Here is a 21,697-nt window from a genome sequence, read left to right as displayed (position 1 = left end):
GATAAAGATATTCAATCCAAATTGAAATATTGGGTGGCCATTTCACAAATACGGTCTCCAATGGCTAAACAAGCTGTAGCGGCTGGCGATGGGGCATTTAATACATGGATGCTTTTACCGTTGAATTCTATTCTAAAATCGTCTTGCATAGCGCCATCTTCCTTTAGCAACATGGCACGAACGCCGGCTCGTCCAGGCTCAATATCTTCGATTAACAAGGACGGAATTAAGCGCTGCAAGGTTTTTAAGAACAGCTTTTTGGAAAAGGCCCTTCTGTATTCGTTAATGGCGAATTTGGTATGATTAAACAACAAATTCCAGGTTCCAGAATACGACAAGGCATCAACTGTATCTGCCAAGTTAAAATCAGTCTTGCCATAACCTTCCCTTTTGAATGTCAGTACAGCATTGGGACCGCACTCAATATCTCCATTTACCATCCGCGTAAAATGAACGCCCAAAAATGGAAAGGCAGGATTTGGAATAGGGTAAATGAGGTTTTTCACTTTTCCTTTTGCCTGCTCTGTTAAATTATAATAATCGCCCCTAAAACCCACTACTTTTTCGTTGAGTTTTACGTTATCTTTCTTAGCCAATCGGTCTGCTTGCAAGCCTCCACAAAAAATAACATGTTCAGTGTTATACTCATTCTTTGAAGTAATTACTCTACTTTTTTCTACTTGATGAATACAGTTTTCAACCCGTTCACCTAAAACCACTTTACTTTTAGGTTGCCTGGCCAAAACCAGTTCTGCCAGTTTTTCGGTAGTTGCTCTAAAATCGATAATCCCTGTGCAAGGGACCCAAATACCACCAATACTTTCTACATAGGGCTCAATATCTTTTAACTGATTTGCATTAATTTTTTCGATGCCTTCAGTTTGGTTGGCTAATCCATTTTGAAAAATTTCATCCATAAATGGCAACTCGCTTTCATCGACTGCGGCCACTACTTTTCCGCATACGTCATGCTTAATACCATATTTTTTGGCGAATCCCACCAATTGCTTTCTACCATCAACACAATTTTTAGCTTTCGCCGAACCAGGTTTGTAATACAGACCCGAATGAATCACTCCCGAGTTATTACCCGTTTGGTGATTGGCCAATTGCTCTTCCTTTTCAATAAGCAACAGTTTCAATTGAGGGTATTTCAATTGAATTTTATAAGCTGTTGCAGCGCCAACTATGCCACCTCCAACTATGGTAATATCATATATTTTTTCTGACTCCAATATAGATGAATTTTTTCACCTTTAAATTACCAATAATTTTAAGAAGAAACAGCTTCATACGATATCCATCTTTTTCAATAAAAATGAAGCGTTCATGTTTTTGCAAACACCTTGTTTTAATTTGTAATCGAAATGAAGTTCATCGTTAATAATTTCAGCATCAAAATAGTAGTTTTTTACGTCTTCCAACTCATCTTCAATTTCACATAAACTTAAATCGTGGGTAGCAATAATTCCTGTAGCATAAGATGCTACCAACTTTTCAACAAACTTACGGGAACCAATAGCTTTATCGGTGCTGTTGGTGCCTTTTAAAATCTCATCTAAAACAATAAAATACGGTTCTATCTTAATGGCATCAACTATATATTTAAGTCGAGTAAGTTCTGAAAAGAAATACGAACTGTCGTCGGTTAATGAGTCCGTGGTTCGCATGCTAGTTATAAGTTTCACTGGCGCATAAAGACTCGATTTAGCACAAACCGGAAGCCCAATGTTTGCCATGACAATATGTAAAGAAACTGTTCGTAAAAAGGTGCTTTTACCAGCCATATTAGCACCAGTTACAATAAAAAATTGTTCGTTTTCAATCGTCAAATCACTGTCAACACGCTTTTCTCTGTTTAATAACGGATGCCCCAAAGCTTTGGCTTTTATGGTGGTTTCACTATTTACGATCTTAGGAAACACAAAATCTGGATGGTTAAAAGCAAAATTGCCCAACGAGTTATAAGCATCAAAAAACGCAACGACTTCAAACCAATCTGATACCTTTTTGCCGTATTGGCCAATCCATTTTTCGATGTGATGAGCGTTACGCAAATCGGTTAAAAACCAACCGTTACCAAAAATAGCTCCAATGAGGTTGTTTCTATTATCCAGTGCATCCAACGATTTTGAAAACTGTTTGAAAATAGCAGATGCTTTTTCATTTTTCAGCTGAATTTGCTGTTGCTTTTCTTTTAATAATTCCGAAGAAAATGAAGCATTTTCAATTAAATCCAACAGAGAGGCATATTGGCGAAAGGTGTCTCGAGCTTTATCGGTGTTTAAAGCCAATACATTTATTTTTTTAAGAAATAGTCCTATAACACCTAAGCCAAGAAGCAACCAATAGCCCAAAAAGGATGGATTGGAAATAACTCCAAATAAAATCAGACCAAAAGTAACTACGGAAACTATGCTAAACACTAAGGGCAGCCATGACATCGCTTTTGGCAAAAAAGATTTATGGTTTTGAAACCAATTAATTATTTGTATTACTGGAGTTTCAACATGTACCAAGCTTGAAGTTGCCGAGTAGTGTTGTCGCCACTCAAGTTTAGTCCCCAATTCTTTTATGGCTTCCTGTCTTGAAACTATGCTGTTCGTATTGTTAGCCTTTAAAATATTTGCCAATTTTTGGGCACCTTCTGCAGTAGTGGTTCGGTTAATAAATTGATAAAACGATCCGCGACCAAACAAATCAATATCCAGGCTGTAAAAATGATTTGAATCCTGAAATTGAACACCTTTGTCCCTATCGTGAAAATCGCCAGAAGCTATTTTGATTTCACTTTTGTTGATATCAACCAGGGCTCTGTTTAGTGCCCTTTTCTTTTTAAGGTCGGTATATTTTGAAAGCAAATAAATGAAGCTTAAAACTCCCAAAATTCCAATTATTAAAGCAAGTTTCCATACGTCAAAAAACAGGTAAATACCAAAACCCGAAGCCACAAAAACAAATAATCGCAGCATACTAAGCAGCGTCATTTGCTTATAGAGTTTCTTAACTTCCGACTGGTATTTATCTAAATAATTTTTATAATATTCTAATAGGTTTTTCATTATACATTTTGAGTCCCGAACGAGACCAACCTTTTAATTCAAGTATATTCTTCAAATATATAACACTTAAAATCACAGGAAAATCAAACTATGAAGTCAACCAAATCTTCTATTTTAGAAATCAATTGTATTTTTATTGTTGTATTTTTAAGTGAAATTTTATTGTATTTAGAGACAAAAATTGTGGAAAAACCGAGTTTTTCGGCCTCTAAAATACGTTGTTCTACCCGTTGAACAGGTCGAATTTCACCAGAAAGCCCGACCTCGGCAGCAAAACAAAAATCTTTTTGAATGGCAACATCTTCATTTGAGGATAAAATTGAAGCTACGACGGCCAAATCAATGGCAGGGTCGTCAACAGTGATTCCTCCTGTAATATTTAAAAAAACATCCTTGGCTCCTAATCGAAAACCTGCACGCTTTTCCAAAACCGCCAAAAGCATGTTTAAACGCTTGGCATTAAAGCCTGTTGCACTGCGTTGAGGTGTGCCGTAAACGGCAGTACTTACCAAAGCCTGTACCTCAATCATGAGTGGGCGCATACCTTCTAATGTGGCAGCAATAGCATTACCTGACAGTTCTTCGTCTTTCTTTGATATTAATATTTCTGAAGGATTGGAGACCTCACGTAAACCAGAACCTTGCATTTCATAAATACCCAACTCGTTAGTGGAACCAAATCGGTTTTTGTGAGCTCTTAGAATTCTAAAAACATGATTACGATCGCCTTCAAATTGCAAAACCGTATCGACCATGTGCTCCAATATTTTAGGCCCTGCAATGTTTCCATCTTTGGTTATATGACCAATTAAAAGCACGGGAGTGGCAGTTTCCTTAGCAAACTTGATTAGCTCTGTAGTACATTCTTTAATTTGAGATATACTTCCAGAAGACGATTCAATATAATCGCTATGCAAGGTTTGTATGGAATCTATAATGACGATTTCTGGCTCTAAATCTTCAATTTGCTTGAAAATGTTTTGGGTTTTTGTTTCAGTTAAAATATAGCAATTGCAATTTTCCGGATTAATGCGCTCAGCACGCATTTTTATTTGCTTTTGGCTTTCTTCGCCAGAGACATAAAGCGTTTTGTATGGTAGTTTTAAAGAAATTTGCAGTAATAGCGTACTCTTCCCTATTCCTGGTTCACCCCCCAAAAGTGTTAGCGACCCTGGAACGATACCACCACCTAAAACACGGTTCAATTCATTATCAAATGTATTTAAACGGGGTTCTTTGGATGTATCTATTTCGTTTATTCTTAACGGAACTGCTTTTCTTTTTACCACAGATGTGGGAGATTTCCAATCTGATTTTTCAGGTTTTTGCACCAGTTCTTCTACAATGGTATTCCATTCTTTGCACGCATTGCATTGCCCTTGCCATTTGGAAAATTGTGTGCCACAGTTTTGACAAAAAAAAGTAGTTTTTACTTTTGCCATTATATTGTTGAGTTGAATTGGAAATATGTTTTAGTACCCAAAATCTTCTTTAATTGAGTCGGCTCGCTCAAGAACCTCATCTCTTGTGATTCCGGCTATTTCCTCAAATGCATAGGCTGATTGGTAAGTCCGCATAGCCTTTTTTGGTTCCCCGGTTTCCTCATAAAAACGTCCTAAATAATAACCGCCCAATATGGTTTCAGGATATGCTTTTCTGGCCATTTTGCCAAGTTCTTCGTAATACTCAAACCATTCATTCTTTTCAATAGCCGCAGCTACAGCCCTAAAATCATTAATCAATATCTTTTTGTCGATACCAAATAAATCTGAAATGGCTTGATATTTTTCTTGAAGATAAAGTACCGGAGATATTTCCAATTCAAGGATGACCTCTTTATACTCTTCCTTTGAAATAGGTCGAAAAACTTTAAAAATGCCTTCTATGGCACTTGGTATAGCGTGGGTTGGAACCGAATAATGTGATGCACCTTCAAAACTATCAAAATCGTAGACTAGGTTTTCGTTCTCTAAAGCCAATATGTCAGAATTTAAAGCGTTCGTCATTTGCAAAATAGACTCCGAATTATTTTTTGTATTGGCCAGATAATAAAAGGTTTTGGATGGTATTTTACCTAAAACCTCAGGAATATAACTTAACATATTAGGTGCTAATTCTGGACTTATCACTACATAAGCTTGAAATAATGGTTTTGGTTTTAACAGGTAGTAATTGATGAAGTTCGCACTTTCACCATGCCCAACGGCCACTTTGAAGTTACCAATCCTAAAGCTATTTTCTAAATAAGGTACTAGTTCCATACCAACAAACTCAAAAAACGCAGCACCCGTTTCTATAGGCAACGAATTTTGTTCGGAATAAAGCGTGTCGTCAAACCGTTTTCCATATTGGTTAACCCCTACCACAATGGCTTCAGGCATATCTTCCCAATAAGAAAAATAATCTACATTTCCTGCAACGGCTTCAAACATATAATCGCCGTCAAGCACAATAAACAAAGGATATGTTTTATCATCGTTTGAACTGTAACCTCGTGGCAATTGAATTTTTATCTGACGTTCCTCTCCTAATTTAGAAGATTGAAACGTCTCATATTTTACTTGAGCTTCAATTTGAGCTGAAGTTATTAACAAGAACAAAAAGAAAATGACAGATTTCTTCATTTTTTGAAATGATTTGAGTTTAATTCAGGCAAGGTAATAAATATAGGTAGAGATTAAAAGTAAGTTTTTAACTAGAATCTACTTTTTTCTGTTAAAAATAGGCAAGTAGATAAGTGACAACCCGCCAAAGATTATAATCATTAAGGTTTGCGATGCCCACATAATCCAACCGAAAGCAATACTAGGTTCCTCTGGAATTGAAAAAATAGAAAACGCTGCATAAATAGCTAATGGATATGATCCAATACCGCCATTAGTAGCTGCTATACTGAAACTAGCCGATATAAAACCAATTAAAATAGCTCCTAGCGATACACCATGTAATTCATCCAGCGCCAAAGACGTAACATAAAACATCAGTACATACATGCCCCAGATAAATAAAGTATGTAAAATATATGCCCACTTATTTTTCATTTTAAAAATGCTCAGTGCGCCTTCTATTAAACCATTAACAAAAGCCTTGATTCTTAATGCTATTTTTGAGTTGCTTTTCTTCAATATCCTGAAAAATAAAAATGTAAGCACGGAAATAACAACCAATACCGCTGCAATTTTTACAGGATTAAACCTTTGGGCAAAAAAACCATAAATAAAGTCGAATTGAAGGAAAAGCGTAATTGTAATTATGCCAAGCATAACAAGCATATCTGCAATACGTTCGGCCACGATGGTACCAAAACCTTTTTCAAAAGGAACACCCTCGTAATTGGTAACGATGGATGCTCGAGCTACCTCTCCCGCCCTTGGGATAGTGTAGTTAATTAAATAGGTTGCAAAAACCGCCATGACACTATTACCAAACTTTATTTTATAGCCCATGGGCTCCAACTGAAACCGCCATCGATAAGCTCTCGACAAGTGACTTAACAAACCTAAAAACATGCCAGCAAGAATATAAGTATGATTGGCATTTTTAGCGTATTCGAGCAGTTCTACTAACGATACCCTCGACAGCGAATACCAAACCAAAAAAACTCCCAGTAAAAGTGGGAGTGAAATTTTTAATATTCTTTTTATGTTGTATTTCAAAAGTTTATTTAAGTAAATTGGTGGCTTCATCAGGAAACACCAAAGATGGTTTAAACACTTTTGCTTTCTCAATATCCATAAAAGCATAAGTGATTAAAATTAAGGTATCTCCCACCGAAACTTTTCTGGCGGCAGCACCATTAAGCGTAATTTCACCACTATTTCTAGGACCGGGAATACAATAAGTTTCCAGGCGTTCGCCGTTATCGTTATTAACGATTTGAACCTTTTCGCCTTGTATAATGTTGGCGGCATCCATTAAATCCTCATCAATGGTTATACTTCCAATATAATTTAGTTCTGCGCCCGTGCACTTAACTCTGTGAATCTTAGATTTTACTACTTGAATTTGCATGCTGCAAAGATAATTAATTTAATGCGATATTATCAATAAGTCGAATATCGTCAGCATATACGGCAACAAAAGCCCTATAGTTTTTTTTGTTTGATTTTCGTTTTACGGGTTTTAAGGTTTCCGTTTCGGAAATGATGAAATATTCCAACTCTAACAAACCGTTTTTAGCAAACTCTTTTTCAACCCATTCCGTTACTTTATTAGCACTTTCTGTGCCAAAATATTTTTTGGCTGCCTTTAATGTTTTGTAGATAAAAGGCGCCACTTTTCTATACTCTGGTTTTAGCCTTGTGTTACGCGAGCTCATAGCCAAACCATCAGGATCTCGTTGTATTTTACAGCCCACAACATTTACAGGAATATGGTACTTTTCAACCAGTTTCTTTATAATTTGTAATTGTTGGAAATCCTTTTCTCCAAAGTAGGCATTATGTGGTTTTACAATTTCAAAAAAACGCTTTACAACGGTTCCCACACCATCAAAATGCCCTTGGCGGAACCTGCCTTCCATTTCGTATTCCAATCCGTCAAAATCAAATTGCTCTGAAACGGGATTTTTCCCGTACACATCTTCTACCGTAGGCGCATATACCAAGATTCGGTTAGCACTTACATTATCTAATAATCGCACATCGTTCTCTAATGTTCTGGGATACTTTTCTAAATCGCTTGGATTATTGAATTGTGTAGGGTTTACAAAAATGCTCACAATAGCGGTGTCGTTTTCCTCTAAGGCTTTTTTCACCAGTTGCAAATGACCTTCGTGCAATGCACCCATGGTAGGGACCAAACCAATAGATTGCTTTTGGGCTTTTAATTGATTAACAGCCTGTTTAATTTGTTGTTTCTCTTTGTAAATTTCCACTTTTTAATAAAAAATTAACGCGTGCAAACTTAAGATTTTACAGGCAATCTGCATAAATTTTTGTACTTTTGCGTGTTTTTTATTGCGAAATTTAAAAGCTAGACGTTCTATTCATTAGAAATTAGCTCAATAATTTCATTTAAAAAATTCGATAGCAACTGTTATTGGTCTAAAATTAAAAAGTACACAAAACGAATCATATGAAAGATAAGAGGATATTGTATGTATCATCTGAAGTAGTGCCCTATTTACCAGAAACCGAAATTTCATCAATGTCATTTGAAGCGCCACGCATGGTGAATCAACAGGGGGGACAAATACGAATCTTCATGCCTAGGTACGGCAACATTAACGAACGTAGGCATCAACTGCACGAAGTTATTAGGCTATCAGGCATCAATTTAGTGGTAAATGATTTAGATATGCCACTTATTATAAAAGTAGCATCTATCCCTAAAGAACGTATACAAGTTTATTTTATCGATAACGACGAATATTTTAAGCGCAAAGCCACATTAACCGATGAAGACGGAAATTTATTTCCAGACAACGACGAGAGAGCTATTTTCTTTGCCAAAGGTGTTATCGAAACAGTAAAGAAATTAAATTGGGCACCAGATATTATACATGTTCATGGTTGGTTGGCTTCATTATTACCGCTATATCTTAAAGAATATTACAAAGATGAGCCTTTGTTTAACGAAAGTAAAATTGTTACCTCTATCTACAATCAAAGCTTTGATGATACGTTAAATAAAGACATGGCAAACAAAATTAAATTCGACAATATTGATGAAGACGCCATTAAACCTTTGAAGGAACCATCATATAATAATTTAATGAAAATTGCCATTGATTACTCTGATGCCTTAATTGTTGGTTCTGAAAATATCCCAGAAACTCTGGGAGCGTATATCAAAGCCTCAGAAAAACCAATTTTAGAATATAAAACGAAGGATGAATTTGGTGAAGCTTACACAAGCTTTTTTAACGAAGCCGTTTTAAGCTAACCATTTTATTCTTTAAGCACCTATGAAAAGACCTATAAAATTCCTCAATTTCTCATTTTTTATCCTACTCATCGTCACATTATTTATTGCATGCGATAAAGATTTTGCCAATATAGACAGTGATGTTTTAGGGGACGAAAATGCTAATTTTAACCCCAAAGACACCATACTGCCCGTGGCGGCATATAGCAAAAAGCTTGAAGGATTGCAAATTGATAATTTGGCCTCAAATTTATTAGGCTTTTTCTACGACCCATCTTTTGGAAATACTACGGCAAGTATAATTACACAATTAGTGCCATCAAGTTTTAGTCCAAGTTTTGGCGAAAACCCTGTTATAGACTCTATTGTTATAAATATACCGTATTATAGTTCCGTTATTGGATCTGATGAAAATGGTAACTCTCTTTATAAGCTAGATTCTGTTTTCGGGAACAGGAATGCTGAAATCAAACTGTCCATTTACCAAAATAACTACTTTTTAAGAGATTTTGACCCTAGTGGTGGTGCAGCATCTACTCAGAACTATTATTCGAATGCCATTAGCGGATTAAACTCGGCACTAACAAAAACTACAACCATAAATTTTGATAACCACATGGGCGAGTTGATTCTATCAGATACTATTCTACCATCATCAGCTGCCACCGTTCTTGTTCAAAGAACCGAGACCGACACTACTGCAACTTTTAGCGCTCCATCCTATAGAGCAATCTTAAAATCTGATGACGCGAAAAACTATTGGAAAAACATAATAATTGATAAAGAAGGTGATGCGGTTTTAAGTAATCAAAGTAACTTTAAAAATTACTTCAGAGGGTTGTACCTTAAGGCCGAAGCCATCGAAAACGATGGCCAAATGGCACTTTTGAATTTAACTAACGTAAACTCCAATGTTACCATTTATTATTCCTATGGCGAAGCAGATTCTCGTTTACAATCAACTTACACCTTAAACTTTTCTGGGAATACATTAAACACCTTTATAAACGATTTTACCAATCCTTTGCAAAACGGCAACCCAACCGAGGGAGATGCAAACCTATACTTAAAAGGCCAAGAAGGCTCTATGGCAGTTGTAGACTTATTCCCTAACAACAGCTTAGATGATTTTAAAAATAAATTTACGGATGGAGAAGTCCCTATTAAACTTATTAACGAAGCATATTTAGAAGTTTATGAAGATATGAGTAAAGCCATAAACGGTGATTACGGCAGCGAATATCACAAATACGATCGTATCTATGCTTACGATATTGAAAACAACATCCCCCTAATCGATTACGATTTTGATCAATCGACAAATACCCAATCGCCCTTTAGTTCAAAGTTTATTAGCTTGAGCCTAAGAGATACTATTTCTGGAAAATATAAAATTCGTCTCACTGAGCATTTAAAAAATATTTTATTGCGTGATTCAACCAATACCAAAATAGGTTTAGTGCTTTCAAACAACGTTAACTACACCTCTAATTCAGAAATTTTAAATCCTGATGATGAGGTAACTGGTATCCCGTCAGCCGCGATAATAAGTCCACGCGGAACCGTACTCCATGGAAGTCACGAATCTGTTAACGTAACCAAAAGGTTAAAGTTCAAGGTATTTTATACAGAACCTAAATAGTAGTTTACACTATGCTACCATAGTTCTTGGTGTAAAATCCCATTTTAATGTTTAAAAGTGAATTTTATAGTATAAAACAATAAATCATATAATAAATAACTTTTATACGTTTTTATTTAACATATTTGTTTTAAACTCATTAACCCTAAAAACTAAAACAAAAAACCATGTGTGGAATTGTAGGATATTTAGGCCCTAGGGAAGCTTACCCTATTATTATTGAAGGTCTTAAACGACTTGAATATAGAGGTTACGACAGTGCAGGTATTGCTCTTTTTGATGGCACAGACCTAAAAGTTTCGAAAACAAAAGGAAAAGTAGCCGATTTAGAAAACCTATCTGAAAAAGAAATAACAAGACACGGAAATGTAGGTATTGGCCATACGCGCTGGGCTACCCACGGTGTACCAAACGATATAAACTCACACCCGCATCTTTCAAACTCCGGTGATTTAGTTATCATTCACAATGGCATTATTGAAAACTACGAATCACTAAAACAAGAATTAAAATCTCGTGGATACACCTTCAAATCAGATACCGACACAGAGGTTTTAATCAATTTAATTGAAGACGTAAAAAAGCAAGAAGGCGTAAAGCTTGGAAAAGCAGTTCAAGTTGCCCTAAACCAAGTAATTGGGGCTTATGCAATTGCTGTTTTCGATAAAAACAAACCAGAAGAAGTCGTGGTGGCTCGTTTGGGCAGTCCATTAGCCATTGGAATTGGAAGAAACGAAGATGAATTTTTTATTGCAAGTGATGCTTCTCCTTTTTTGGAATACACCAAAAACGCCGTGTATTTAGAGGACGAAGAAATGGCAGTTATACGCTTCCATAAAGGCATAAAAATCAGAAAAATCAAGGACGATTCATTAGTCGATACTTATGTACAGGAGCTTCAAATAAACCTGGAGCAAATTGAAAAAGGGGGTTATGAGCACTTTATGCTTAAGGAAATCTATGAACAACCTAAAGCCATACAAGACACTTATAGAGGGCGATTATTGAGGAACGAAGCCATTATTAAAATGGCAGGGGTTGAAGACAACATGAAAAAATTCCTTAACGCCAACCGTATTATCATAGTAGCATGCGGAACTTCATGGCATGCGGGTTTAGTTGCCGAATATATTTTTGAAGATTTAGCAAGAATACCGGTTGAAGTAGAATATGCTTCTGAATTTAGGTATAGAAACCCAGTAATAACTGAAAACGATGTACTTATTGCCATTTCGCAATCAGGTGAAACTGCGGATACTTTGGCGGCCATAAAATTGGCTAAATCTAAAGGTGCTTTTGTTTTTGGTGTTTGTAACGTAGTAGGATCATCTATTGCTAGAGAATCGCACGCCGGTGCTTACACACATGCGGGGCCAGAAATTGGGGTGGCTTCAACAAAGGCATTCACAACTCAAATTACTGTTTTAACCCTAATGGCCTTAAGGCTATCTAGAGCTAAAGGCACCATTAGTAGTTCTGATTTCCGGCAACACCTTTTAGAGTTAGAGATGATTCCAAAAAAGGTGGAAAAAGCATTAGAGTCGGATGCTATTATAAAAATGATTGCCGACGTCTACAAAGATTCACGCAACTGCTTGTATTTAGGAAGGGGCTATAATTTCCCCGTTGCCCTTGAGGGCGCATTGAAGCTAAAAGAGATCTCATACATTCATGCTGAAGGTTATCCTGCTGCCGAAATGAAACACGGGCCTATTGCCTTGATTGACGAAAATATGCCTATTGTTGTAATTGCTACAAAAAAAGGACATTACGAAAAGGTAGTAAGCAATATCCAAGAGATTAAATCCAGAAAAGGAAAAATTATTGCTATAGTTACTGAAGGTGATGAGCAAGTAAAGCAATTAGCAGATCACGTAATCGAAGTACCTGAAACACTAGAGTCACTTTCGCCTCTTTTAACTACAATTCCCCTGCAATTATTATCCTATCATATTGCGGTTATGCTAGGTAAAAATGTAGACCAACCTCGTAACTTGGCAAAATCTGTTACTGTAGAGTAGTAATGTTTTAAACATTTATACCAAACTAATGAATCAGTACAATTTCATTATTAAATTATACTAATCCCTATTATATAGCCTTGTTTTTTATTCATTTTTCATGAAAACAAGGCTATTTTTGTTAAAAATATACTATGCGCGCATAATTTTTTATATTTTTAGCTTGAATAATATCAATATATTTATCTTAACACGAAAAATCTTAAACTAAATTCATATTTAATGAAAACATTTCTCCCCCTTTTGTTGTTCTTTATTGGCGGTATAACCCATGCCCAAACAACCATTTCTGGTTCTGTATTAGATAACAGTGGGCAACCTATTCCTGGCACGAATATCATTGTTATTGGAACATCCACCGGTACCGTTACAGATTTTGATGGAAACTTCAGTTTAACTTACAGCCAGAATCCTCCTTTTACTATTCAGGCTAGCAGTGTTGGCTTTGAAACGGCAACTGAAAAAATAACGCAAAACAATCAAACTATAAATTTCATCTTAAAAGAAGGGAATTTCTTAGATGAAGTTGTTATTTCAGCATCAAGAACACCAGAAAGTGTAAGAGAATCTCCTGTTACTATTGAAAGACTTGATATTAAAGATATAAAATTTGCATCGTCACCGGACTTTTACTCTAGTTTAGAAAACTTAAAGGGCGTAGATGTTAATAAAGGAAGTTTAACCTTTAACGCTGTTAATACTAGAGGATTTGCAACTTTTGCTAATACACGTTTTGTTCAACTCGTAGATGGTATGGATAATTCACTTCCAGGGTTAAACTTTGCTTTAGGAAATATTCTAGGATTAAGCGAACTAGATATAAGTAGCGTAGAAATATTACCTGGAGCTTCTTCAGCACTATACGGAGCAAATGCATTTAATGGTATTCTATTTATGACTAGCAAAAATCCTTTTGATCACCAAGGAGTCAGTGCCTATGTAAAAACAGGTTTAACTGTGCAAGATGAGGCTGGCGATAACCAATTTCATGATTTTGGTATTCGGGCTGCCCATGCATTTAGTGATAAATTTGCTGCAAAGGCATCATTTTCATACTTAAGAGGCACAGATTGGTTTGCTTCAGACGATAACGAATATGTGTTAGGCCCTGTAGGAACCGCCGATGCTATTTTACCCTTCAGATCAGATCCAGCTCATGACGGATTAAATATATATGGGGATGAAGTAGCTTTAGCCGCAAACGCACCTGGTGAACCACAAAATCTTAATGAAGTTGCCCAGTTTTTAGAAGCTAATGGAATTTTACCAACAGGTGCAAGTGCATTAGTTCCTGCTGTAAACGTAGCGAGAACAGGCTATAAAGAATCTGATTTAACCGACTATAAAGCTGAAAGCATCAAGGCATACTTTACATTAAACTACAGACCTTTTGGCAATGATACCGAAGTTATTTGGAGTTCTAAAATAGGAAAAGGCTCTTCTATATATCAAGGATCAAATAGGTATGCCATAAAAGATTTCGCATTACAACAACACAAATTAGAATTTAGAGGCGATAATTTTTTCCTTAGAGGCTATACAACCATAGAAAATGCTGGTAACTCATATGACATGCGTTTTACAGGAATTAATATGAATAAAGTAGGTGCTTCAGAATGGTTTGGAGCTTATGCAGCTGCTTATGCTCAAGGTGCTGGACAAATATTAGGTGGTGGCGGCAACCCGAACGACCCGGCAACTCAATCTCAGTTACATGCTGGTGCCAGAACTTTTGCAGACGCTAATTATACACCTCAACCAGGTACGCCTGAATTTATATCTCTTTTTAATAAAGTTACAAACGACCCAGACATAACAACCGGATCTAAACTAGTAGACGAATCTAAAATGGACATAGTAGATGGTAATTATAACTTTAAAGATTTACTTAATAACGTTATAGACCTGCAAATAGGAGGGCAATACAGAGAATATTCATTAAATTCTAGTGGAAGTGTGTTTACAGATTACGATGGTTCCATAGATTACGGCGAATATGGTGCTTATTTACAAGGTATAAAAAAATTAATGGATGATAGATTAAAAATTACTGCCTCCATTAGATATGATAAAAATGAGTTTTTTGATGGTAGTTACTCACCAAGAGTTTCTTTAGTTTATGCCGCCGGGGAAAACAAACAACATAATTTTAGAGCATCCTTGCAAACAGGATTTAGAAATCCTGACACGCAAGCTCTGTTTATTGGGTTTGATGTTGGCAGGGCCATTTTAGTAGGAGCTGCTCCTGATAATTTAGACAGAAGATTACCAAATACAACTTTAACAGGAAGAGACGCCTATTTCAATTCTTACACATTAAATTCAGTACAAGCATTTGCAGCTAGCGGAGGCACAACACCTTTAGAGCCCGTGCAAGGTACTGGAATAACCCCTCTTATTGAACAAGAAAAAGTGACGGCTTTTGATATTGGGTATCGTGGCAACATAGGGCTTGTAACTGTGGATTTTAATGCCTATTTCAATACCTATGACAATTTTGCTGCTCAGAAATTTGTTGTCACGCCTGAAACAGGATCTGTAACAGACATGTCTGGTGTAGTAGATGTTGCAACAGGAAATTTTCAAGTTTTTAACGTATATACGAATTCATCGGCTGACATAAGTTCTTTTGGTGGTGTTATTGGTTTATCCACAAAAATTGCTAAAAAGTTTAATTTCGGACTAAATTACACCTATGCAAAATTAGATTTTGACCAATCAACTGACCCAGATTTTAGTGCAGGATTCAATACACCAGAACATAAAGTAAAAGTATCTTTAAGAAATCCTGAATTATTCAAAAATTTCGGGTTTAATGTGGATGCTCGTTGGAGTGATGAATATTTCTGGCAAGCAACTATAGCTAATGCTATTATACCTGCAAGAACCGTTGTTGATGCCCAAATAAACTATTCAGTGCCATCCATGAAATCAATATTCAAAATAGGGGCTACTAATTTAGGAGGGAAAGAATACCAAAGTGCAGTAGGTTCACCTTTTATAGGTTCTCAATATTACGTTTCTTGGACTATCAATAATTAATGGATTGATTATCAATTCCAACAAGAAAACCACTGTAATTTATATTTTCAAAACACCTCAAATTTTGAGGTGTTTTTTTATTCCAAAAAACCTAAAAAAACAACTTTCATTTTAAATTAAAAAATATATCTTTGCAGCCGAAAACTTAAATTGTTTTCACACAATTAAATCGCATAATATTAAACACATAAGTAATGTCTAAAGTTACAGGTAAAGTTGCACAAATAGTAGGTCCGGTTATCGATGTTGAATTCGGTGCTGATTCTGAACTTCCAAAAATTTACGATTCATTAGAAATTAAAAGACCCGATGGCTCTTTATTAGTATTAGAAGTACAATCCCATATTGGAGAAAACACCGTACGTACAATTGCAATGGATTCGTCTGATGGCTTAAGTAGAGGTGTAGAAGTTACAGCTACTGGAGCACCTATACAAATGCCTGTTGGTGATGATATTTACGGACGTTTGTTTAATGTAATTGGTGATGCCATTGATGGATTAGGTGATTTACCAAAAGCTGGAAAAGCTGGTTTACCTATTCACCGTGAAGCACCTAAATTTGAAGATTTATCAACTTCTACCGAAGTATTATTTACAGGTATTAAAGTAATCGATTTGATTGAGCCTTACGCAAAAGGTGGTAAAATTGGATTGTTTGGTGGTGCCGGTGTAGGTAAAACGGTATTGATTCAAGAGTTGATTAACAATATTGCAAAAGGTCACGGTGGTTTATCAGTATTTGCTGGTGTAGGTGAAAGAACTCGTGAAGGAAATGATCTTTTAAGAGAGATGCTTGAATCTGGTATTATCCGTTACGGTGATGATTTTATGCACTCTATGGAAGAAGGCGGATGGGATTTATCTAAAGTTGATAAATCTAAAATGAAAGAATCAAAAGCAACTTTCGTATTCGGACAAATGAATGAGCCTCCTGGAGCACGTGCTCGTGTGGCACTTTCTGGATTAACTATTGCTGAGTATTTCCGTGATGGTGCTGGCGACGGACAAGGAAAAGACGTACTTTTCTTCGTAGATAACATCTTCCGTTTTACACAAGCTGGTTCTGAGGTATCTGCACTTTTAGGTCGTATGCCTTCTGCAGTAGGTTACCAACCAACATTAGCAACAGAGATGGGTGCGATGCAAGAGCGTATTACTTCAACTAAAAAAGGCTCTATTACATCTGTACAAGCGGTTTACGTACCTGCGGATGATTTAACTGACCCTGCTCCTGCTACAACTTTTGCCCACTTAGATGCTACAACGGTGCTTTCAAGAAAGATTGCTGAGCTTGGTATTTACCCTGCGGTAGACCCGTTAGATTCTACATCTAGAATTTTAACAGCCGATATTTTAGGAAAAGAACATTACGACTGTGCACAACGCGTAAAAGAGCTTTTACAACGCTATAAAGAATTACAAGATATTATCGCCATCCTTGGTATGGAAGAATTATCTGAAGAAGATAAATTGGCCGTAGGTAGAGCAAGACGTGTACAACGTTTCTTATCTCAACCATTCCACGTAGCCGAGCAGTTTACAGGTATCCCAGGAGTATTGGTTGATATTAAAGAAACCATTAAAGGGTTTAACATGATTATGGATGGTGAATTAGACCACCTACCAGAAGCAGCGTTTAACCTTAAAGGAACTATTGAAGAAGCTATCGAAGCTGGTGATCAAATGTTAGCTGAAGCATAATTGGTTAATGGTTGTTAGTTGATGGTTGCTAGAAACCCCAACAACAAATAACCAAAAACCAGTAACCAATAACTAAAAAAATATGTATTTAGAAATTGTATCTCCAGAAGCAACCTTATTTAGCGGCGAAGTAGAATCTGTTGCTGTGCCAGGTGTAAATGGTGATTTTCAGATGTTAAACAATCACGCAGCTATTGTTTCTTCTTTAAAAGAAGGTTTTGTTAAAATTTCAGGCAACATTACTTTACACGAAGAAGTTCAAGATAATTTTTCTAAGGGAGACAATAATACCACCCTTTTAAAAATAAGTTCTGGAACCATAGAAATGAAAGATAATAAAGTAATCGTTTTAGCAGATTAAGACACTTTATATTTATAATAAATAAAAAAATGCCAAACTTAAAAGTTTGGCATTTTTTTATTTTGTGATACTACCGTTTTAAGGCTTCTAATTCAACCCTAAGTTCTTGAAACATATTCATAATACTGCTCAGTTTTAGTTCATCTTTATCATATTCTTGCGTATTGATGCAGCAGGTAAACTCCCAAATCTCAATAATATCCTCCACTTTAACATCAAACGGTTGGTATATTTTATTATCAGAATGTAATTCTAAACAGCCTTTTTCCTTAATTTTATTGTACACTCGCTTATACACCAAACCATCATTTTCGGTAAGCACAACATAGGTTCTTCCATTTTTTACATCGTCAATACTATCAACAAATTTGGCGACTACAAAAGAACCACTTTTTACGGGCAACATAGAATCTCCCGTTATTGGAAAAGCCCGATGTGTACCCGTGGGCAAAAACGGTAATTTTATTTTTTGAAGCTGCTCAATATACTCGGGATCGGCATAACCCTGAAGGTAACCGGCCGAAGCCTTAGCAGGTATAATCTCAATTAAATCTTCGTTAGATTCATTTACTGTTACCGGAAACAGCACACGTTTGTTTCCAACTTCTATAAACGAGGTGTCTTTTGCCGCTCGTAAATCGTTTTTCACCAAAATGTCTATAGGAATATCAAAGTAGTCTGAAAGTTCAATCAATCGGTCTATTGGCGGTTCTGAGCGCCCCTCTTCGTAAGACCCTACCATGGAGCGCGTCCATTGTAATTCTTCAGCAAAGCGTTCTTGAGAAAACTTTTTAAGGCTTCGTAAGTGTTTTATGTTAAACTGAATGTGCTTCATCTTAAAATAAATTTTAACATTATTTGCTACAAATATAAGCAACAAAAACTACATATAGTAGCTAATTTTACAAATCCAATAATTACTATGTATTTAAATTGTCACACATATTATAGTTTACGCTACGGCACCATTGCACCCAAACAATTGCTTGCCATTGCTTCAGAACATGGCGCCAGCACTTTGGCACTAACCGATATTAACAACACCTCGGCGTGTTTAGATTTTGTGCGTCTTTCCAATAAATATAAAATCAAACCCATTCTTGGTGTTGATTTTAGAAATGGAGCACAACAGCAGTTCATTTTAATAGCGAAAAACAATGATGGTTTTAAAAATATAAATAACTACCTATCTACATTTTTACACAATCAAGAACTGAAAATTCCCGAACAGCCAGAACAACAAATTGATGATTGCTATGTGATTTACCCCTATAAAAAAGAAAAAGATTACCTCTTAAAACCCAACGAATATTTAGGAATTAAACCAAAAGACCTCAACGCGCTTAAATTTTCAAAATGGAACAAACTCCAACACAAACTGGTTGTTTTAAAAACGGTCTCTTTTCAAAATAAAAAAGGATTTAATACCCACCGTTTATTGCGGGCTATTGATAACAATACCTTATTGAGCAAGCTTTCAAAAACCGAAGAAGGCAGTGCCAACGACATGATGCTTCCTTATCAAGAGCTTTGCGACACCTACAAGGAATACCCGAAACTTGTTGAAAACACAGAGCAGTTAATGAATCAATGCGCCATTGATTTTAAATTTTTCCCAGAAACTCCAAACAACCAAAAAACATATACCAACAATACCCAATTAGATTTTAAATTACTAAAAAATCTCACCTATAAAGGTTTGCATTACCGCTATAAAAAGCCAGGGGCACGTATTTTTGAGCGCATTGAAAAAGAACTGAAAGTCATAAACGAGAAAAACTTTGTTCCTTATTTTTTAATCAATTGGAAAATTTTAAAGTACGCCCGAAGCAAAGGTTATTTTTATGTTGGCCGCGGTAGTGGCGCCAATAGTATAGTAGCCTATTTGCTTCGAATTACCGATGTAGACCCCATAGAACTCGATTTATATTTTGAACGGTTCATTAATTTATTTCGGCAAAACCCACCTGATTTTGATATCGATTTTTCATGGACGGACCGTGACGACATCACCCAATTCATATTTAAAAACTTTAAAAACACAGCGCTTTTAGCGGTTTATAACACCTTTAAATTTAAGGCTTCGGTGCGTGAATTGGGAAAAGTGTTTGGTTTACCAAAAGCTGAAATGGATTTACTTACCCGCGGACGATACAAAGTGAACGACTTGGATAAACTATCGCGCCTTGTATTGGTATACAGCAAATACATTCAAGGGTTTCCCAACTATTTAGGTATTCACGCCAGTGGTATTATTATTTCAGAAAAACCCATTCATTATTACACCGCCACATTTTTACCGCCAAAAGGCTATACCACCACTCATTTTGATATGGTTGTTGCAGAAGACATCGGGCTTTACAAGTTTGATATTTTAAGTCAGCGTGGATTGGGAAAAATTAAAGACACCGTAGAAATAATAAAACACAACAATCCTGAAAAAAAACCGGTTGATATTCATGATATTAAACGCTTTAAAAAAGACGAAAAAATCAAGCATTTGCTCAGGAATGCTAAAGCTATTGGCTGTTTTTATGTAGAATCGCCCGCTATGCGCATGCTGCTAAAAAAACTGCAAGTCGATACGTATTTGGGCTTGGTAGCGGCAAGTTCCATAATACGTCCAGGTGTTGCCAAATCCGGGATGATGCGTGAGTATATTTTACGCTATAGGCATCCCGAACGCCGTAAAAATGCACATCCCGTTCTGCTTAAAATCATGCCCGAAACTTACGGCGTTATGGTTTATCAAGAAGATGTTATTAAAGTCGCCCACATTTTTGGAGGATTAAGCCTAGGTGAAGCCGATAAATTACGCCGGGGCATGTCGGGTAAATTTCGTTCGCGCGATGAGTTTTTAGCAGTAAAAGATTTGTTTTTTAACAACTGTAGGAAAAAGGGTGAACCCGAAAATATAATTAACGAGATTTGGAACCAGATAGAAAGTTTTGCCGGTTACGCCTTTGCAAAAGGACACTCTGCTTCTTACGCCGTAGAAAGTTACCAAAGCCTATTTTTAAAAGCTTATTATCCTCTGGAATATATGGTGGCCACCATTAATAATTTTGGCGGATTTTATAGAACCGAACTGTATGTACACGAAGCTAGAATGCACGGTGCCATTATCGAGCCGCCTTCCATTAACCAAAGTTTCGATATTGCTATTATCAAAGGAAACGCCATCTATTTAGGATTTATGTTCTTACATGCCCTAGAAACAAAAACAACACATAAACTTATTACTGAACGCAAAAAAAATGGATCTTTTAAAAGTTTGGATGATTTTATTGAACGTGTACCCATTTCCATTGAACAGATTTCAATACTCATAAAAATTAACGCCTTTCGTTTTACAGGAATCAATAAACGTGAATTACTTTGGGAAGCACACCTTAAAATCAGTAAAACTATAGTTGAAGAGCATGTGATAACACTATTTAAAACCGAACGTATCAACTACAAAACGCCCCAACTTACAAGTACGGGTTTAGAAAATGCTTTTGATGAAATGGAACTGTTGGGCTTTCCGTTGTGCAATCCGTTTCACCTATTACAAGTGCCAACATCAAACCCGCTGAGGGCGAAAAATCTAATCGATTTTCAGAATAAAACCATCACTATTGAAGGTTATTTGGTTACCACAAAAAACACCAAAACATCAAACGGAAAAAGCATGCACTTCGGTACGTTTTTAGACTACGACGGCCATTTTATCGATACCGTACACTTTCCGCCCATAGCGGCAAAATTTCCATTCCGTGGAAAAGGTGTGTACACCATTACTGGGAAAATTATGGTAGAATTTGATTGTGTTACCATTGAAGTTTCAAACATGGAACGTGTGGCCACAATAGAAGACCCGCGTTATGCCGTAAATTCTGTTAATGACACATTTCAAAATAAAAAGAGTTTTGCAGACCATAAATCGAAACTATCGCCCATGGTTCCAAAGACTTTGAAACATTCAGAACCTTTAGATTATCTCAAAACTTGAGTTT

15 protein-coding genes are annotated in these 21,697 nt (G+C 36.2%); 7 read left to right on the top strand and 8 right to left on the bottom strand.

The genetic code is table 11. From position 1 onward, the window contains the following. Positions 1 to 11: 11 nt before the first annotated feature. The 7 genes from lhgO to panC all read right to left on the bottom strand — a co-directional run bounded on the left by lhgO (position 12) and on the right by panC (position 7,938). Positions 12 to 1,235 (bottom strand): L-2-hydroxyglutarate oxidase, encoded by a 1,224-nt coding sequence (gene lhgO, locus ACIEHO_RS10285; RefSeq protein ID WP_406971339.1) that lies wholly within the window; start codon positions 1,233 to 1,235, stop codon positions 12 to 14. Positions 1,236 to 1,289: 54 nt separating this feature from the next. Next, positions 1,290 to 3,062, bottom strand: a complete 1,773-nt coding sequence (locus tag ACIEHO_RS10280) for a MutS-related protein (protein ID WP_406971337.1) — start codon at positions 3,060 to 3,062, stop codon at positions 1,290 to 1,292. An 83-nt stretch (positions 3,063 to 3,145) separates the two neighbouring features. Beyond that, complete coding sequence (gene radA / locus ACIEHO_RS10275) at positions 3,146 to 4,504, bottom strand: DNA repair protein RadA (RefSeq protein ID WP_406971335.1); 1,359 nt, start codon at positions 4,502 to 4,504, stop codon at positions 3,146 to 3,148. A gap of 30 nt (positions 4,505 to 4,534) precedes the next feature. Next, positions 4,535 to 5,686, bottom strand: coding sequence for an alpha/beta hydrolase (locus tag ACIEHO_RS10270; protein ID WP_406971333.1), 1,152 nt, complete (start codon positions 5,684 to 5,686; stop codon positions 4,535 to 4,537). 78 nt (positions 5,687 to 5,764) lie between these two features. Then, entirely contained in the window at positions 5,765 to 6,718 is a 954-nt protein-coding gene (locus ACIEHO_RS10265) for a lysylphosphatidylglycerol synthase transmembrane domain-containing protein (RefSeq protein WP_406971331.1), read from the bottom strand. 4 nt (positions 6,719 to 6,722) lie between these two features. Continuing rightward, entirely contained in the window at positions 6,723 to 7,073 is a 351-nt protein-coding gene (gene panD / locus ACIEHO_RS10260) for an aspartate 1-decarboxylase (protein ID WP_072400238.1), read from the bottom strand. 13 nt (positions 7,074 to 7,086) lie between these two features. Next, complete coding sequence (panC, locus tag ACIEHO_RS10255) at positions 7,087 to 7,938, bottom strand: pantoate--beta-alanine ligase (RefSeq protein WP_406971328.1); 852 nt, start codon at positions 7,936 to 7,938, stop codon at positions 7,087 to 7,089. 200 nt (positions 7,939 to 8,138) lie between these two features. Between panC and ACIEHO_RS10250 the strand changes: the two genes are divergently transcribed. From ACIEHO_RS10250 to ACIEHO_RS10225, 6 genes are all read left to right on the top strand, one after another. Further along, complete coding sequence (locus ACIEHO_RS10250; protein WP_406971326.1) at positions 8,139 to 8,948, top strand: glycogen/starch synthase; 810 nt, start codon at positions 8,139 to 8,141, stop codon at positions 8,946 to 8,948. 22 nt (positions 8,949 to 8,970) lie between these two features. Beyond that, positions 8,971 to 10,572, top strand: a complete 1,602-nt coding sequence (locus tag ACIEHO_RS10245) for a DUF4270 domain-containing protein (RefSeq protein WP_406971324.1) — start codon at positions 8,971 to 8,973, stop codon at positions 10,570 to 10,572. A 167-nt stretch (positions 10,573 to 10,739) separates the two neighbouring features. Further along, the gene (glmS, locus tag ACIEHO_RS10240) at positions 10,740 to 12,593 is read left to right on the top strand and encodes a glutamine--fructose-6-phosphate transaminase (isomerizing) (protein WP_406971322.1); all 1,854 of its coding nucleotides are present in this window, start codon (positions 10,740 to 10,742) and stop codon (positions 12,591 to 12,593) included. Positions 12,594 to 12,815: 222 nt separating this feature from the next. Further along, entirely contained in the window at positions 12,816 to 15,635 is a 2,820-nt protein-coding gene (locus ACIEHO_RS10235) for a TonB-dependent receptor (protein ID WP_406971320.1), read from the top strand. A gap of 194 nt (positions 15,636 to 15,829) precedes the next feature. Further along, the gene (gene atpD, locus ACIEHO_RS10230) at positions 15,830 to 17,338 is read left to right on the top strand and encodes a F0F1 ATP synthase subunit beta (protein ID WP_406971318.1); all 1,509 of its coding nucleotides are present in this window, start codon (positions 15,830 to 15,832) and stop codon (positions 17,336 to 17,338) included. Positions 17,339 to 17,420: 82 nt separating this feature from the next. Next, a complete protein-coding gene (locus ACIEHO_RS10225; RefSeq protein WP_406971316.1) occupies positions 17,421 to 17,699 on the top strand; it encodes a F0F1 ATP synthase subunit epsilon in 279 nt (92 codons plus the stop codon). 70 nt (positions 17,700 to 17,769) lie between these two features. Here the strand turns inward: ACIEHO_RS10225 and ACIEHO_RS10220 are convergent, their stop codons facing one another. Further along, positions 17,770 to 18,534, bottom strand: a complete 765-nt coding sequence (locus ACIEHO_RS10220; RefSeq protein WP_406971314.1) for an XRE family transcriptional regulator — start codon at positions 18,532 to 18,534, stop codon at positions 17,770 to 17,772. A gap of 87 nt (positions 18,535 to 18,621) precedes the next feature. Between ACIEHO_RS10220 and ACIEHO_RS10215 the strand changes: the two genes are divergently transcribed. Beyond that, positions 18,622 to 21,693, top strand: a complete 3,072-nt coding sequence (locus ACIEHO_RS10215; RefSeq protein ID WP_406971312.1) for a DNA polymerase III subunit alpha — start codon at positions 18,622 to 18,624, stop codon at positions 21,691 to 21,693. Positions 21,694 to 21,697 lie beyond the last annotated feature (4 nt).

The organism is Flavisericum labens (assembly GCF_045446075.1).
In the GTDB taxonomy this organism is placed as follows: Bacteria; Bacteroidota; Bacteroidia; order Flavobacteriales; family Flavobacteriaceae; genus Flavisericum; species Flavisericum labens.
The sequence above is the reverse complement of the archived record's forward strand: the minus strand, read 5'-3'. Positions and strand labels throughout refer to the sequence as shown.